The sequence below is a fragment of the Roseateles depolymerans genome, assembly GCF_003387155.1.
GTDB classification, from domain to species: domain Bacteria; phylum Pseudomonadota; class Gammaproteobacteria; order Burkholderiales; family Burkholderiaceae_C; genus Roseateles; species Roseateles depolymerans.
Genome location: NZ_QUMT01000003.1, coordinates 106,299 through 122,297 on the forward strand (window position 1 = coordinate 106,299; position 15,999 = coordinate 122,297).

Genomic DNA, 15,999 nt, shown 5'->3' on the forward strand with positions numbered 1-15,999 from the left:
ACCTCATCGGCATCCACAAGGACTTCATCCATGGCGGCACATCAGCTCATCGTCGGGGGTCAGCGCAGCGGCAAGTCGCGGCATGCCGAGCGGCTGGCCTTGCAATGGGCGGCGACGCCCGGCCATCAGGTCAGCGTGCTGGCCACCGCGCAGGCCCACGACGACGAGATGCGGCAACGCATCCTGCGCCATCAGCAGGACCGGCCGGAAGGCTTCGACACCATCGAAGAGCCGCTGCATCTGTGTGAGGCGTTGCGGGCCCATGCGTCGCCGCGCCGCCTGCTGGTGGTGGACTGCCTGACCCTGTGGCTGACCAACTGGCTGATGCCGATGAGCGGCGAGCCGCATCTGGAGGACTGGCGCACCGAATGCGCCGCCTTGCAGCAGCTGCTGCCCTCGCTCACCTCGCCGGTGATCTTCGTGTCCAACGAGGTGGGCTGGGGGGTGATGCCCATGGGGCGCGAGGTGCGCGCTTATGTGGATGAACTCGGCCGTCTGAATCAGTTGATCGCGCGGCAGTGTGACCGGCTGACGCTGATGGTCGCGGGCCAGCCCTGGACCCAGCCGGTACAAAAGGATCTGGAATGACTCGATGCCCTCTGGCCATGAGGATGCTGCTGGCGCCTGTTGCGCGTAGCGCTCTTGTTGCGCGTACGGCGCTGCTGGCCCTTCTGACCGCCGCCTCCGCGCACGCCACCGCCCTGCCGATCAAGGACGACCGCGGCGTCACCGTCGAGCTGACCGCCCCGCCCCGCCGCATCGTGAGCCTGCTGCCCTCGCTCACCGAAACCGTCTGCGACCTGGGCGACTGCGACAAGCTGGTCGGCGTGGACCGGTATTCCAACTATCCCGCCCGCATCCAGGCCCTGCCCAAGCTCGGCGGCCTGGACGACACCGCCATCGAAATGCTGGTGGCCCTCAAGCCCGACGTCGTGCTGCTGGGCGTCTCGGCCCGCGTCATCGACCGGCTGGAGTCGCTGGGCCTGAAGGTGGTGGCGCTGGAGCCGCGCAGCATGGCCGATGTGCAGCGCGTGCTGGGCAAGGTCGGCCAGGTGCTGGGCCGGACCGAAGAAGCGCGGCGGCTGTGGAACCGCATCGACGGCCACATCGCCCAGAGCGCGGCCTCCCTGCCGGCGTCCGCACGCGGCTTGAGCGTCTATTACGAGGTCGATGCCGGCCCTTACGGTGCAGGCAGCAGTTCCTTCATCGGCGAGATCCTCTCGCGCCTGGGCGCGCGCAACATCCTGCCGCCCGAGCTGGGTCCGTTCCCCAAGCTCAATCCTGAATACATCGTGCGGGCGGACCCGCAGGTCATCATGGTGGGCCAGCGCAATGCCGTCGGGCTGCCGCAGCGTCCCGGCTGGGCCAGCATCCGCGCGGTGCGCCAGCAGAAGATCTGCGTCTGGGTGCCCGCCGAATCCGACGTCCTGGTGCGGCCCGGCCCGCGCATGTCGGAGGCCGCGGCGCTGATGGCCCGCTGCCTGAAGGAGGCTGCCGCCGGACCGGTCCTGTGGCCTAGCGCGCCTTTTAATGCGCCGCCCGGAGGCATGCGCTGATGCCGTCGATGGGCACACGCACCGCCGCCCAATTGCTGGGCCTGCTGCTGGTGGGCGCCTTGCTGCTGGCCCTGGGCCTGTGCGTCGGCAGCACCGGCTGGAGCCCGTGGTTCGGGGCAGAGGCGTTTCCGGACGACACGCTGCGGCAGATCCTCTGGGACATCCGCGCGCCCCGCTCCCTCGGCGCCTGGCTCGCCGGTGCGCTGCTGGGCCTGGCGGGCGCGATGGCGCAGGGGCTGTTCCGCAATCCGCTGGCCGACCCCTACCTGCTGGGCTGCTCGGCCGGCGCATCGCTGGGCGTGGCCGCCTTGCTGTTTGCCATCGGCCTGTCGCCCACCGCCACCGCGCTGGCCCTGCGCATCGGCATGACCGGTGCGGCGTTCAGCGGCGCGGTGCTGGCGGTGGTGCTGTCGCTGGTGCTGGCCCGGGGCGTGGCGCATGGCCTGCGGCTGTTGCTGGCCGGCGTGGTGGTGGGCGTGGTGCTGGGCTCTGGCGCCGCGCTGCTCACGCTGATGAACCCGGATGCGCTGCGCGCCATGCAGGCCTTCATGCTGGGCAGCACAGGGTTTGTGAGCTGGAGCGCGGTGCAGGTGATGGCGCTGTCGCTGCTGGTGTGCCTGCTGGTGGGCCTGGGCTGCAGCCGGGCGCTGGATGCGCTGACGCTGGGGGAGGACACGGCCCGGTCGCTCGGCCAGAAGCTGTCGCTCATCCGTCTGCTGCTGATCGCCGCCCTGTCGCTGGCCACCGGGTCTGCGGTGGCGCAGTGCGGCCTGATTGCATTCGTGGGACTGATCGCGCCGCATCTCGTGCGCAGCTGGGGACCGACGCCGCACGGCGCGCTGCTGCTGCTGTCGCCGCTCACCGGGGGCGCGCTGCTGCTGGCGGCGGACATCGGCGCCCGCTGGGTGATCGCCCCGCAGGAGCTGCCGGTGGGCATCATCACTGCACTGCTGGGCGGCAGCTACCTGCTGTGGCTGATGCACCGCCGCGGCAGCGTGCTGGGAGCGGCAAGATGATCCGCGCCCACAGCCTGTCGGGCGTGCCGCGGCTGCGCATCGAGCTGCGGTCGCTGTCCTTGGGCGACCGCGCGGTGCTGCATCCGTTGACACTCTCACCCGCCCCCGGTGAATGGATGGCGGTGGTCGGGCCCAATGGTGCGGGGAAGTCGCCCCTGCTGCGGGCCATGGCCGGGCTGCTGCCGTTTGACGGCACCTTGACGCTGGATGAGCGCGCCTGGTCCTCCTGGCCATCGCGGGAGCGGGCCCAGCACCTGGCCTGGCTGGGCCAACAGGAAACCACCGCTGAAGACCTGACCGCGCTGGACGTGGTGATGCTGGGCCGCCTGCCGCATCAGGCCTGGCTGGCGCCGGCGAGCGACGCGGACCGGGCCGCCGTGGAACAGGCCATGCAGCAGACGCAGAGCTGGGACTGGCGCCACCGCCCGCTGAGCCGGCTCTCCGGCGGCGAACGGCAGCGGGTGCTGCTGGCGCGGGCGCTGGCGGTGCAGTCCGGCCTGCTGCTGATGGATGAACCGCTGGCCCATCTGGATCCTCCCCATCAGAGCGACTGGGTGCGACTGGTGCGGGACCGCGTGGCCCAGGGCGGCGCCGTCGTCAGCGTGCTGCATGAGCTCAACATCGCGTTGCAGTCCGACCGACTGGTGGTGATGGCCGACGGCCGCATCGTCCACCAGGGTGCGCCTCACGATCCGGCCACCCATGCCGCGCTCCAGGAGGTGTTCCAGCATCGGCTGATGATCCTGCAGGTGCAGGGACGCTGGGTGGCACTCAATGCGTAATCAGCGGCACCAGCAGCATCGCAACGAGCGAGATCCTCAGCGGCCTCGCGTCGCGGGCAATGACCTGCCTTTGACGACATCACTCGCCGGATCAATCTTTCCATGACCTGCCCCACTTTCCTGATCAGCGCACCGGCCTCCGGCCAGGGCAAGACGAGCATTACTGCGGCCATCGCTCGCTCCGCGGTTCGCCGCGGCCTTCGTGTGCGTGTGTTCAAGACCGGACCGGACTATCTCGACCCGATGGTGCTGGGCCGGGCCTGCGGGCATCCGGTGTATCAGCTCGATCTGTTCATGGGCGGCGAGGCGCATTGCCGCGCGCTGCTGGATGAAGCGCGCCGGCAGGCCGATCTGGTGCTGGTGGAAGGGGTGATGGGGCTGTTTGACGGCGCACCGAGCAGTGCCGATCTGGCGGCGCGTTTTGGCTTGCCGGTGCTGGTGGTGCTGGACGCCTCCGGCATGGCGCAGACCTTTGCTGCGGTGGCCACGGGGCTGGCGCGTTTCCGGAGCGACCTGCGCGTGGCGGGCGTAGTGGCCAACCGTGTGGGCAGCGCGGCGCATGCCCGCATGGTGGCGGAGGGACTGCCGCCGGACCTGCCGCTGGTCGCCGCCTTGCAGCGGCAGGAAGCGCTGAGCCTGCCGGAGCGGCATCTGGGCCTGGTGCAGGCACTGGAGCTGGCGGATATCGATGCGCGCCTGGATGCCTGGGCGGATGCGTGGGAGGCCGGCGAAGCGCTGGGGCAGGGACTCGAGTCGCTGGGAGCGCTGCATGCGACACCCAGTCAGGCGCGCCCTGCCGCGGCCAATGCTGTCAGCGCGCCAGCAGCACCGGAAGAGCGTCCCCTGCGCGGCCTGCGCATCGCCGTTGCCCAGGACGCCTGCTTCTCCTTCATCTACCCCGCCAACCTCGACTGCCTGCGAGACCTCGGGGCTGAGGTGCTGAGCTTCTCCCCGCTGGCCGGCGATCCGCTGCCCGACTGCGATGGCCTGTGGCTACCCGGCGGATATCCTGAACTGCACGCGCCCGCGTTGAAGGCTCATCCCAGCTTCTTCGAGAGCCTGCGGCAGCACCTCGCCGCCGGCCGGCCGCTGCTGGCCGAATGCGGCGGCATGCTGGTGCTGCTGGACCACCTGACCGATGCGGACGGCGTGGCCCACCCCATGGCCGCATTGATGCCTGGCAGCGCCCGGATGCAATCGCGCCTGGCCGCGCTGGGCTTGCAATCGGTGGACTGGCCCGAAGGCGCCCTGCGCGGACACAGCTTCCATTACTCCACCATGGAGACACCGCTGGTCCCGGTGGCGGTCGCCGCCAATCCCAACGGCGGGCGCACGGCGGAGCCGCTTTATCAGCAGGGTGCGCTGCGGGCCAGCTACCTGCACCACTATTTCCCGTCGAACCCGACCGCAGTGGCCGCGTTTTTCCGCCCCCTCGCCCCATGAACATCGAACAACCCCCCGTCAATCGCGAACGCATCATTCCCACCGGTGAGCGTCGCGGACTCATCCTGGTCCACACCGGCAACGGCAAGGGCAAGAGCACGGCGGCCTTCGGCCTGGCACTGCGTGCCCATGGCCGCGGCAAGGCGGTGCGCATCTATCAGTTCATGAAGGTGCCCAGCGCCCGCTTCGGCGAACACCGCGTCTTCGAGACACTGGGCATTCCCATCGAAGGCCTGGGCGACGGCTTCTCCTGGAAGAGCAAGGACCTGGAGCATTCGGCCCAACTGGCCCGTGACGGCTGGGAACGCGCCCGCGCGACGATCGAGGCCGGCGAGCATTTCCTGGTGGTGCTGGACGAGATCATGTACCCGCTGCGCTATGGCTGGCTGCCGCTGGAGCCGGTGCTGGAGACCCTGCGCCAGCGTCCGCCCCACGTGCATGTGGTGCTGACCGGGCGCAATGCGCCGCAGGAGCTGATCGACCTGGCAGACACCGTCACCGAGATGGGCCAGGTGAAGCATCACTTCACCGCCGGGGTGCCGGCGCAACGCGGCATCGAGGACTGAGGCCCCGCCATGACGCTCCATGCGCTCCATGCGCTCCATGCGCCGCTGTCACTGCTTACGCCGCTGAATGTGTCGCTGCCGCTGCTGCTCCCGCTCGCCATGCTGGTAGCCCTGGGAGTGGACCGCCTGCTGGGCGAGCCGCCGGTGAAGCTGCATCCAGTCGTCGGCATGGGGCGATATCTGGGCCTGTGGAGTGCATGGCTGACGTCGCTGCCGCCCCGAAAGGCCCTGGTGGCCGGTGCGGCGGCCTGGTTGCTGGGCGCTGTGGCGGTCGCCGCACTGGCGCTGCTGGTCGAGCAGGCCGTGTGGACGCTGCTCCAGCCGTGGCGCGGCACGGCGGCACTGCTGGCTGCGAGCGGGGTTCTGGGGCTGCTGCTCAAGCCGATGCTGGCCTGGCGCATGCTGCGCGAAGAAGTGGCGGCCGTGGAGACGCAACTGGACCGGTCGCTGGACGACGGGCGCCAGCAGCTGTCACGGCTGGTGAGCCGGGACACGACGGTGCTCAACGCCACCGAGGTGCGCGAGACCGCCATCGAAACCCTGGCCGAGAACCTCAACGATTCGGTGGTGGCGCCGCTGTTCTGGTTTGCCATCGCGGGTCTGCCGGGCGCAGCGGTCTACCGCTTCGCCAACACGGCTGATGCGATGTGGGGCTATCGCGGCCAATGGGAATGGGCCGGCAAATGGGCGGCGCGGGTGGATGACCTGCTGTCGTGGGTGCCGGCACGTCTGACGGGTCTGGCGCTGCTCGCCGGGCGCCCGATGCTGCTGGGTCCGCTGTTGCGCGAAGCCGGCCGCACGCCGTCTCCCAACGGCGGCTGGCCGATGGGCGCCATGGCGTTGCGACTGGATCGTCGCCTGAGCAAGCCGGGTCACTATCAGCTGCATGAGGGCGGCACCGCCGTACAGCCCGGCGACATGGCCACAGCGCAGCGCCTGGCGTCGCGCGCGCTGTGGGGCTGCGTGCTGGCGCTAGCACTGCTGGCAGCCGGCGCGAGGGGAGGCTTGACGTGACCGACACAACACAGCCGCAGACTCAGATACCGGAACACGGCGGCACTGATGCAGGCCCTGCCGTGACCTGCGATTTTTCGACCAATGCGCATCCGTTGGGCCCGCCTCCCGCGGTGCTGGATGCCGTGCTGGCCGCGGACCGCCAGCGGTATCCCGACCCCAGCTACAGCGCCCTGCGCCAACACCTGTCGGACTGGCATGGCGTCGCGGCCGAGCGGGTGCTGCCGACAGCGGGAGGCGCGGAGGCCATCCGCCGGATCACGCTCGCGGCGATGCTGGCCGGCGTGCGCCGGGTCTGCGTGCCGCAGCCCGGGTTCGGGGACTATGCGGCAGCCGCGCAGGCGCTGGGCCTGACGGTGGTGCCCTGCTTGGATGCCGACGCGATGGTCCGCGCCATGGACGTACCCTGCCTCGTCTGGATCTGCGACCCCAACAATCCGACCGGTCGCACGCTGGCTGCGTCCGAGTGGGCCGCGATCGACAACGCCCGTCAGCGCTCCGGCAGCCGGGTGGTGGTGGACCAGGCCTATGAGCCGCTGCGTCTGCACGGGGCTTCTTCGATACCGCCGAGCCTGACGGACCAAGTGTGGCGGCTGATCTGCCCCAACAAGGCACTGGGCCTGACCGGTGTTCGCGCCGCCTATCTCCTGGCGCCGGTACAGGATGACTGGCGGGATCGACTCGTTGCGCTCGCGGCCAGCTGGGTGCTGTCGGCCGAGGGTGAGGCGCTGCTCAGGGCCTGGGCGCAGAGCGAGGTGCAGGACGAATTGGCCGATTCTCACGCGCTGCTGCGCGACTGGGTGCAGGAGCAGCAAGGCCGTCTGGCGTCCTGGGGCTTCGACGTGATGCCCGGCAGCGTCACGCCTTTCTGGATGGCGCGCCTGCCGGAGCTGGGGGCGGACAGCGAGTTGGATCCTGAGCTGGACCTTGATCTGGATCTCGGTTCAACGCGGCGGAAGATGGCTCCCATAGAGCCCACTCGCACCAGCGGGACCGGTCAACAAAAGCTGGAAGCTGCACACGCTCTGCAAGCTGCCGGGTCAACGGTTGCAACAGGCATCACCGTGTTCCCGGTGATGCCTCACACGCCCCCCGCCACCCCAGCAGCCCTGCTGGCCGCCTTGCGTCATCACGGCATCAAGCTGCGGGACGCGACCAGCTTCGGCTTTCCCGGCTGGGTGCGCCTGTCGGTGCAGACGCCCGCTTCCCAGATGGCCCTGCTCACAGCGCTGCATCAGGTGCTGGGCCCCCATCACGTCGTGCGGCGGCGCTCGCCGGCGGACATGCCGTCCTTGCTGCCCTTGCCCCCCGCTTCCCAACAGGATCCCCAGTGACTGCCACCCTCGACCTCCCCACCGCCCGCCCCCGCGGACGTGCCGTGATGGTGCTGGGCACGACCAGCGGCGCCGGCAAAAGCTTTCTCACCACGGCGCTGTGCCGCTGGTATGCCCGCCAGGGCCTGCGCGTGGCGCCGTTCAAGGCGCAGAACATGAGCAACAACGCGCGGGTCGTGCCCGGCCTGCACGGACGCATGGGCGAGATCGGCTCGGCCCAATACTTTCAAGCGCTGGCGGCCCGCGCGCGTCCGGACGTGCGCATGAATCCGGTGCTGCTCAAGCCGGAGAAGGACACCGCCTCCCAGGTCGTCGTGCTGGGCGAGGTCGACGACGTGCTGACACGTGCGCCCTGGCGCGCCCGCAGTGAATCGCTGTGGGCCCGTGCCCGTGAGGCGCTGGACGCGCTGCTGGCGGAAAACGACGTCGTGGTGATCGAAGGCGCCGGCTCCCCGGCAGAGATCAACCTGCATGACAGCGACTACGTGAACATGCGCACCGCCCTGGCCGCCGATGCGGCCTGCCTGCTGGTGAGCGACATCGACCGCGGCGGCGCTTTCGCCCATCTGTTCGGCACGCATCAGCTGCTGCCGGCGCATGAGCGTGCGCTGATCCGCGGCTTCGTGCTCAACCGCTTCCGCGGCGACGCGTCTCTGCTGGCGCCCGGCCCCGAGATGCTGCAGCAGCTCACCGGCGTGCCGACCGTGGCCACGCTGCCGATGTGGCGCGGCCACGGGTTGCCGGAAGAAGACGGCGTCTTCGACGATCGCATCACCGGCAGCGGCAGCCTGTGCCGCATTGCGGTGGTGGCGTATCCGCGCCTGTCCAACCTAGACGAGTTCCAGCCGCTGCGGCAGCTCGACGGCGTGCGTCTCCAATGGGCCCGCACTCCGGCGGATCTGGCGGAGGTGGACTGGATCATCCTGCCCGGCTCCAAGGCCGTGGCCTCGGACCTGGCTTGGCTGCGCGAGCAGCGGCTGGACCGCAGCATTGCCGAGCATGCGGCTGCGGGTCGGCCGGTGCTGGGCATCTGTGGCGGCCTGCAGATGCTGGGAGAAGCGCTGATCGATCCGCATGGGGTGGATGGCAACGCACCGGGCCTGGGGCTGCTGCCGCTGGTGACGCAGTTTGAACGCGAGAAGCTGCTGCGCGAGACGCAGGCCCGGTTTGCAGGTCCGACCCTGGCGGCGCCCTGGTCCGCCCTCGGTGACCAGACCGCCCATGGCTACGAGATCCATCACGGGCGCACCGCCCAGCATCCGTCGCTGGCGGCTGCCACGCCCGTCCTGTGGGACGACCGCGGCGAGGTCATCGGCTGGCAGCACGGCCCGGTGCTGGGCCACTACCTGCACGGCCTGTTCGAAAACGACGCGGTGCTGACCGCCTTGTTCCAGCGCCCCATCCGCCCGCTGGAAGATGTTTTCGACGGCCTGGCCGACTACGTGGACCGTCACTTCGCGCCCGGCGTGCTGGCCGGCCTGCTGTCCCCGGCGCCCGCCCTTCCCCCCTGACTCAAGGGTCTGCCCCTCAAAGAGACCGCCTTCTACGGGTAGGCCCTGAATGCCGACCCGGCGACACCCGCGTTACATCGCGTGGGCCGCTCCCAGGAACCGATTCGCTACTTCGTCACCGTTATGTCCACCCCTCAAGATCTGATCCCCGTCATTTCCTCGATTCAAGACCCGGCCCTGGCGGCGCGTCTTCAGCACCGCATCGACCGCAAGACCAAGCCGCTGGGGTCGCTGGGCCGGCTGGAGGATTTGATGCTGCGCCTGGGCCTGATCCTGGGCACCGAAACGCCGCAGCTGGTGGAACCGCAGATGATGGTGTTTGCCGCCGATCACGGGATCGCCGCCCATGGCGTGTCTGCCTTCCCGCCCGAGGTGACCTGGCAGATGGTGGAGAACTTCCTGTCGGGCGGCGCGGCGGTGTCGGTACTGGCACGTCAGCACGGCCTGACGCTGAGCGTGGTGGACGCCGGCGTGAAGCATCAGTTCCAGCCGCGTGCGGGTCTGCTGATCGCCAAGATCGCCATGGGCACCGCCGACATGCTGGCCGGCCCGGCCATGACGCCGGACCAGTGCAGCACCGCCGTGGCCGCCGGCAAGACGCTGCTGCAGAAACGCCCGGGCAATGTGCTGCTGCTGGGCGAGATGGGCATCGGCAACACGTCGGCAGCGGCGCTGCTGCTGGCGCGGCTGGGCGGTTATGCGCTGGTGGATTGCGTGGGACGCGGCACCGGGCTGGATGATGCGCAGCTCAAGCACAAGCTCGATGTGCTGACCCGCGCCTTGAACCGGCATCCGCGCGCCACCGACCCGCTGGCTGCGCTGGCGGCCTTGGGCGGGCTGGAGATCGCGATGATGGTCGGCGCGGTGCTGCAGGCGGCGCTGGAGCGGCGGATCATCGTGGTGGATGGGTTCATCACCGGCGCGGCGGTGCTGGTGGCGGCCCGTCTGCAGCCGGCGGTGCTGGAACGCTGCGTGTTTGCGCATCGCTCCCAGGAGGTCGGCCATCGGCTGATGCTGGAATCGCTCAAGGCGCAGCCGCTGCTGGACCTGGGCCTGCGACTGGGCGAAGGCTCCGGCGCAGCGCTGGCCTGGCCGCTGCTGGGGTCGGCCTGCCAGGTGTTGTCGGACATGGCGAGTTTTGACAGCGCAGGGGTGAGCGACCAGCGCTGATGCGGTCATCCCTAATTTGAAGGATGTCCGGGACCCCCGGTGGGCGTCACGCTTGCTATCGAGCGAGATCGTTCGACAGGGAGTCCCATGACAAGATCTGCACGCATGCTGCGGGGCCGGCTGATGCTGCTCGCCCTCCCCCTGACGCTGGGCATGAGCCTGGCCCAGGCCCAGTTCAATCGGCCGCCCGACTCGTTCCAGTCGGTGACGGTGACCGCGGGCGGCAACACCCAGAGCGACGGCGCGGCGGGCAGCGGGGCCGCTCCGACCTCGGTGTCGGCGGCGGTTATTGGCGGCGGGCCCGGCGAACCGTCGGTGTCCAGTGCATTTGCCAGCACGACCCTGGCGCCCGGCTCAGTGTCGGGGTCCTTAGGGACGGCCTTTGCGGGACCGGGCTCTGCGACTGCGCGGGCCGAGGCTTATCTGGGCGACACCCTGACCCTGAATGCCAACACCAGCGATGCCTTTGCGCGCATCTACTTCAGCGTCACCCTGTTCGGGACCAGCGAGACCTTCCTGGATGCCAGTGCGGTGCCTGCCGGCGTGCAGGGCAAGGCGGGCGACCTGAATACGCTGTTTGTGCTGGGCATTGACGATCACTTTGCGTCCTGGGAAACCAACAAGACGCTGCAGTTCGATGGCAGCACGGTGCTGGAGCGTTATCACAACGCCAGCGGACCGGATGGCAGGACTTACGGGGTGTTCGATTTCTCGGCGCAGATCCTCATTGGGCGCGAGGTGCCGCTGGACTTCTACATGCTGCTGACCAGCGATCTGAATCCGGGTGGTGTGTCGACCAATGGCTCGGCGTATACCGACGAATCGCCGGGGCTGTACTGGAACGGGATTTCCCGGGTGACGACGCTGGACGGATCACTGCTGAGCTATTCCTTGTCGTCGCGCACGGGGACGAACTATTTGCTGTCGGCATCGCCGCTGGTGACGCCGGAGCCGGCCACTTGGGTACTGGCCATGTTGGGGCTGGTGCCGATGGTGGTGTGGCGGTGCCGGGTGGCGGCGCGGGCGGCTGGACGGTCGGTGAGTGAGTTGGCCGGGAAATAAAGCGCCCCGGCTGGGCAGCCGAATTGCCGCTGTCAGCCGTGGCCCTCAACCTGGGGGCCGTGTGCAAGGAGTTGCCATGACCAAACCCCGTTCCGCCTCCGACTTTCCGCCTGGCCTGCAAGGCGGGCTGGAGCATGACAGCGAGGACCATCGCCTCGGTGAGACCGGGCAGACGGGTCCGGAAGCCCCCGGTGATGTGGATCGAAGTCACGCTGGCGCGGATCGGGCGTCCGATTCGTCCAAGATCCCCCCTGCCCGCCCACAGCAAAGCCGACGCGAGGGATGAACTGGCTCTAGCGGCCCTCTCCAAATGAACTGGTGGCGGCCGCGGCAGGAGTCGATCTGAGCGTCTTGGGCAGTTGCTGTTGGCGCGCAGCCGTGAGCGACGTTTTCATCTCATATCCCCAACGTCGGCCAAGCTCCAACGCGAACATGTGGCAGCCTGCCCCCACCAGCACGTTGAGAAGGTTCACCTGGCTGATGGGCGGGTTCTTGAAGCGCATCAGCATCTTGTCGATGGTGGTGACCACGGCCTTGGCGCTCCGCTTGAGTAAGGCCAGGAGAAACCTGTCGGGATGGAGCATCAGCACCTGCATCCCGTCGAAGGCCCACTGAGGTAGGTCAGCGGCATTGCTTGTGACCAGGATCACGGGCTTGCCCCCATAGACACTGAGGCTGACCTTGAGTGCGCCAGCAGCAACATGCTGGTCCTTGGCATCGGTGCTGCCAAAGAAGGCTTCGTCATACTTCTCCGATCCATGGGCGAGCGCTCGTGGAAAAGCCTTCGCCATGGCTCGCAACGTCTTGTCTACACCTCGCGGGTCCAGGGCGTATCGTCCTTGCGGGTCGACGAGATTGCGGCGCGTCTCCGCGAGGACGCCTTTGGACCAATGCGGCTCCAGCAGCCCGGCATACGCCAGGTCGAGAAACACCGAGCGGAGGTATTCAGGGATCAGGATGTTGGCATCCAGGAACACTGACGGCACGCCCTGCTGCAGCACCTCATCCAGCGTCGTGTCTTTACGCTGGCCTGCAGGCGCTGTCTCGACGGGTTCTGCCTTTGTGGCGGCCCTGTTCCTCGTCGATGCGCTCATAGACTTCGGGTCTACCTTGCTGGGCGCCTGCGCGGCGACGCCTGGCTGCTATCGACTTTTGTCCACCCGAGGCCCTGAGTGGACGCGGCCTCCTCGGCGGCCTGCAAGTCGATGGCCCGGGCGCGCGCGCTCGTATCTGACGCAGCCATCTTGTTCAGCAGTTCGTTTTGACCACTCCGCTGTGCTTGATAGACCAGCACGGCGGCGAGCGGGATGCGTCGCTGCCCACCCTCGGTTTTCAGCACGGGGCCGAAGACGCCGAGATCGCAGAGCTTGGTGATGTAGGGCCGGCTGACACCCAGCATTTCAGCAACTTCCGTGGTTCGGATCAGCGGACTGTCGTCCCGCCGCGTCTTCACAGGTTGAGCGGAATAGGCTGCTGGCGCTTCGCGAAGCGATTGAACGGCGGCTACCGGGTTCGTTGCTTGTGTTGCTTCGTTTGGCATTGGCTTCCATGAACTGCCCATGTGGGCTTGCGGCCGCGGAACGAAGCAATCCAGCCCTTCCACCGGTAGCCGGCTAGGATTTGCTGGCGCATCGACAGGGACCAGAGGTGTGGTCGGGGTTAAACGCATCAGAACAGAACCTTGGATCTCCGGATCCTGGAAGTACTCGACCTGAACCTTTCGGTCGCCAAAGCGTCGGTCCCGCACCCGCATCGTCGAGGTGATGACCAGACCGAGTGCTTCCAGTTGCTCTCGTAGTTGGCGGTAATGGCGAGCCAGTTCCTCTGCACCCGCTAGGAGGGGATGCGCAACAGCGGGTCCACCGGTTGAAGCGTCGCGATTGTCGAAACCTTGCCCAGTCTCTGCTGTGCTGCGTCGAAGACCATTGGCCTTGACCAGGAAGGCCTCGTCAGTGCCGACAGCGGGAGAGAGCGCTTTTGCTTTGCGCGAAGTCCCCCGAGTCCTGTCACTGGCAGACCGGTGAATCACAACATACCCCGCCTCACTAAGGGCGGACAGCTCCAAAGCGCGGTGGATGGCCTGGGTCAGTGCCTCCGGGGCTCGCGGGTCTGACACGTGGACGGTGAGCGGCAGGACCGTTGAGGTCTCCCGTTCGGAGTCGGCTCCGATCGCAGACGGCGCACGATGCGATGCGGGCTTCGAGCCATTACTCTGTCCGGCTTTCAGTCCGCCTTTCAGTCCGACTTTCAGTTCGACGTTAGGCCCACGATCCAATGCCGCCTTGCTGGCGCCCGCATTTTTGGACCTGCCGGAAGTAGCGTTGCGTTTGGTGTTTGCCATCCACAAAGCCTATCACACACCCCACCATCCCGCAAAACACGAAACGTCATGCGATGCAGGATCCAATAAAAAAAGGGGGACCTGCCCCGTGAGGCAGGTCCCCGTTCACGTCAGGTCAATCGCCTGATCAGTTGCAGCTGAGCGTTGCCAGCGACTTGCCTGCGCCGGCCACGCTCGGCAGCTTGGCTTTCACGCAGGCCGCGTCGTGCGCGGTGTAGCTGTAGGGAATGCCCACCGGGAAGGTGGCGGTGCTGACCCAGTCGGTCGCATCCTTGGACGGCGACGAGGGGCTGGCCACCCAGGTGATGCCGTAGGTGCTGAAATCAGCCTTCGACTTGATGTTGTTGTTGCGCAGTTCCCAGTAGCCAATGGCCGAGCTGTCACGCGAGGTGACCGGGTTCTGCGAGTTCTCGAAGTAGTTGGCCTCGATCAGCGAATAACCGCCCATGCGGATGTTGGCGCCCGACGTAATGACCTTGGAGAACAGGTTGTTGTAGATGTGGGTGTAGCCCCCGCGCTGCAGCGGGATGCGCGAGCCGACGTTGTAGTAGTAGTTGTGGTGGAAGGTAATGTAGCGGTCGCTGGCATCACTGTCGCTGGAACCAATCAGGCCCACCTTGTGGTGGTCGTGGATGTAGTTGTAGCTGTAGGTGATGTGGTGGGCACCCGCCTTGTTGTCCACCAGGCCGTCAAACTCGAGGTCACCGGCTCCAGAGCATTCGGCCAGCGAGCTGAACAGGGTGTTGTGGTCCACCCAGATGTAGCCCGGATACTTGCCGCTCTGGCCCTCGATGCCGATGGCATCGATGGAGCCGGGCAGCAGACCGATGGTCATGTTGCGGATGATGATGTTGGTGGCGCCGCCCTTGACTGCGATACCGAAGTTGGCGGCAGAGCCGTTGACGCCCTGGATGGTGACGTCGCTCTTGTTCTTGATCTCCACGATCGCACCGGCCGGCTTCTTCCACTGGGTGCAGGGGTCGGGGATGGTGCCAAAGTCAAAGGTGCCGGTGTAGTTGATGACCAGGCCACCAGTGCCGCTGTAGTTGTTGATGGCGGCCTGCATGTCCGCCGCATTGGAGACGGTGATGGGTGTCTTGCTGCCGCCACCGGTGACGGTGCCAGCAAAGCCACCGCTGGCGCCGGACGGCGACGGAGCCGGTGCGGGGGACGGGGCCGGTGCCGGCGAAGGCGCAGGAGACGGTGCAGGAGCGGGCGACGGTGCCGGCGAAGGCGCCGGTGCGGGCGCAGTGCTCACCGGGCCGACGGCGCACTTCTCCGCCTTGCCAGCATTGGGATCAGCCTTGCCAAAATTCGCGCTGGTGCAGGCGATGGCGGTCCCGGTGAAGGTCTTCACCACCCACTTGTCCTTGAGACCGAACGACACCTGACGGGTGGTGCTGGTGGAACCGAGCTTGCAGGTCTCCCCCTCTTCCGCACACTTGGAAAAGCCGGACGGCCAGTCGGCCGCATGTGCGGCCGGAGCCAGAGCGCCACAGGCGATCGCGATCAGCGCCAGACGTTGGCGCGGTTGCATTGCTTTCATGAAAACTCCCAGAGTGCTTCGTTTCATTGATCCGCCCACGCTGGCGCCGACCCGAGCCATCAGGGATTCGCTCCGCGGCTCGCGTCAGACCAGCGCTTGTCGCTCCAGACAAGTCAACTGGCTACCAGGTGGACAGGGAATGACCGGTCCCGTCAGCGAAATGGGCTTGGCAGCTCTGCAGGGGCTGCCTGACTGCGCTGAAAGGCGGGTCGGCCTTGATTCGGATGGCGACCTAAGGGTGCCGGGCCGAGATCGACGCGCAGGCTATCGGGACAGCCTGCACGCGGCCAGTGTTTGTATCGCGGCTGAGTTGGGTTTTACGGATACTGACACTCGAGGTGGGGGCTTTGGGGGACAGGCCTTGAGTGGTGTGCGGGGTGGTCTGAGAGTGGTCTCGGTCAGACCCGTCGCTTTGGGCCAAAGGCCGAGGGCGGTGGCAGCGCTCGGCGCAGGGAGGCGGTAGGCGGGAGGCGGTAGGGGTTTGGGTTGGCGCGTGTGTGGGAGGAGCCGAGGAGCGGAGGAAGTCGGGGGGCGCGCGGAGCGCGCATCAATGACTAGCTAGAGGGACCGGCTGTTTGAGCGGAGCGAGCCGAAGGTGAGCGAAGCGAGTTGGGCCCGCCCCGACTTCTGAGCACCGCAGGGGAGTCTTGAGGGCGTC

The 15,999-nt window shown here is 67.6% G+C and carries 14 protein-coding genes; 11 read left to right on the plus strand and 3 right to left on the minus strand.

All coding sequences use genetic code 11. The annotated features are described in order from the left end of the window. The first annotated feature begins 30 nt into the window (after positions 1-30). The 11 genes from cobU to DES44_RS14325 all read left to right on the plus strand — a co-directional run bounded on the left by cobU (position 31) and on the right by DES44_RS14325 (position 11,454). The gene (gene cobU, locus DES44_RS14270; RefSeq protein WP_058934022.1) at positions 31-588 is read left to right on the plus strand and encodes a bifunctional adenosylcobinamide kinase/adenosylcobinamide-phosphate guanylyltransferase; all 558 of its coding nucleotides are present in this window, start codon (positions 31-33) and stop codon (positions 586-588) included. Between the two features lie 23 nt (positions 589-611). Continuing rightward, positions 612-1,556, plus strand: coding sequence for an ABC transporter substrate-binding protein (locus DES44_RS14275; RefSeq protein WP_058934021.1), 945 nt, complete (start codon positions 612-614; stop codon positions 1,554-1,556). 8 nt (positions 1,557-1,564) lie between these two features. Further along, on the plus strand, positions 1,565-2,572 hold the full coding sequence (locus tag DES44_RS14280) for a FecCD family ABC transporter permease (RefSeq protein WP_058937223.1): 1,008 nt from the start codon (positions 1,565-1,567) through the stop codon (positions 2,570-2,572). Continuing rightward, positions 2,569-3,354, plus strand: a complete 786-nt coding sequence (locus tag DES44_RS14285) for an ABC transporter ATP-binding protein (RefSeq protein WP_058934020.1) — start codon at positions 2,569-2,571, stop codon at positions 3,352-3,354. The genes DES44_RS14280 and DES44_RS14285 overlap by 4 nt, the downstream gene beginning before the upstream one ends. A 102-nt stretch (positions 3,355-3,456) precedes the next feature. Then, the gene (locus DES44_RS14290; RefSeq protein ID WP_116001625.1) at positions 3,457-4,797 is read left to right on the plus strand and encodes a cobyrinic acid a,c-diamide synthase CobB; all 1,341 of its coding nucleotides are present in this window, start codon (positions 3,457-3,459) and stop codon (positions 4,795-4,797) included. Then, positions 4,794-5,363, plus strand: coding sequence for a cob(I)yrinic acid a,c-diamide adenosyltransferase (gene cobO, locus DES44_RS14295; RefSeq protein ID WP_058934018.1), 570 nt, complete (start codon positions 4,794-4,796; stop codon positions 5,361-5,363). The genes DES44_RS14290 and cobO overlap by 4 nt, the downstream gene beginning before the upstream one ends. 99 nt (positions 5,364-5,462) lie before the next feature. Continuing rightward, positions 5,463-6,377 carry an adenosylcobinamide-phosphate synthase CbiB gene (gene cbiB, locus DES44_RS14300; protein ID WP_058937222.1) on the plus strand — a complete coding sequence of 305 codons (915 nt, stop codon included), beginning with the start codon at positions 5,463-5,465 and terminating at the stop codon, positions 6,375-6,377. Positions 6,378-6,439: 62 nt separating this feature from the next. After that, positions 6,440-7,711 carry an aminotransferase class I/II-fold pyridoxal phosphate-dependent enzyme gene (locus tag DES44_RS14305; RefSeq protein WP_058934017.1) on the plus strand — a complete coding sequence of 424 codons (1,272 nt, stop codon included), beginning with the start codon at positions 6,440-6,442 and terminating at the stop codon, positions 7,709-7,711. A 47-nt stretch (positions 7,712-7,758) separates the two neighbouring features. Beyond that, positions 7,759-9,222, plus strand: a complete 1,464-nt coding sequence (locus tag DES44_RS14315; RefSeq protein ID WP_058937221.1) for a cobyric acid synthase — start codon at positions 7,759-7,761, stop codon at positions 9,220-9,222. A gap of 123 nt (positions 9,223-9,345) precedes the next feature. Next, a complete protein-coding gene (gene cobT, locus DES44_RS14320) occupies positions 9,346-10,392 on the plus strand; it encodes a nicotinate-nucleotide--dimethylbenzimidazole phosphoribosyltransferase (RefSeq protein WP_058934016.1) in 1,047 nt (348 codons plus the stop codon). Positions 10,393-10,479: 87 nt separating this feature from the next. Then, positions 10,480-11,454 carry a hypothetical protein gene (locus DES44_RS14325; protein ID WP_147307097.1) on the plus strand — a complete coding sequence of 325 codons (975 nt, stop codon included), beginning with the start codon at positions 10,480-10,482 and terminating at the stop codon, positions 11,452-11,454. 293 nt (positions 11,455-11,747) lie between these two features. Here DES44_RS14325 and DES44_RS14330 read toward each other — a convergent pair whose 3' ends face one another. From DES44_RS14330 to DES44_RS14340, 3 genes are all read right to left on the minus strand, one after another. Next, a complete protein-coding gene (locus tag DES44_RS14330) occupies positions 11,748-12,548 on the minus strand; it encodes a PIN domain-containing protein (protein ID WP_083525360.1) in 801 nt (266 codons plus the stop codon). A gap of 11 nt (positions 12,549-12,559) precedes the next feature. Further along, positions 12,560-13,795, minus strand: coding sequence for a helix-turn-helix domain-containing protein (locus tag DES44_RS14335; RefSeq protein WP_083525359.1), 1,236 nt, complete (start codon positions 13,793-13,795; stop codon positions 12,560-12,562). A gap of 127 nt (positions 13,796-13,922) precedes the next feature. Further along, positions 13,923-15,341: a pectate lyase family protein gene (locus tag DES44_RS14340; protein WP_198164906.1), complete on the minus strand. Its 1,419-nt coding sequence runs from the start codon at positions 15,339-15,341 to the stop codon at positions 13,923-13,925. Positions 15,342-15,999 lie beyond the last annotated feature (658 nt).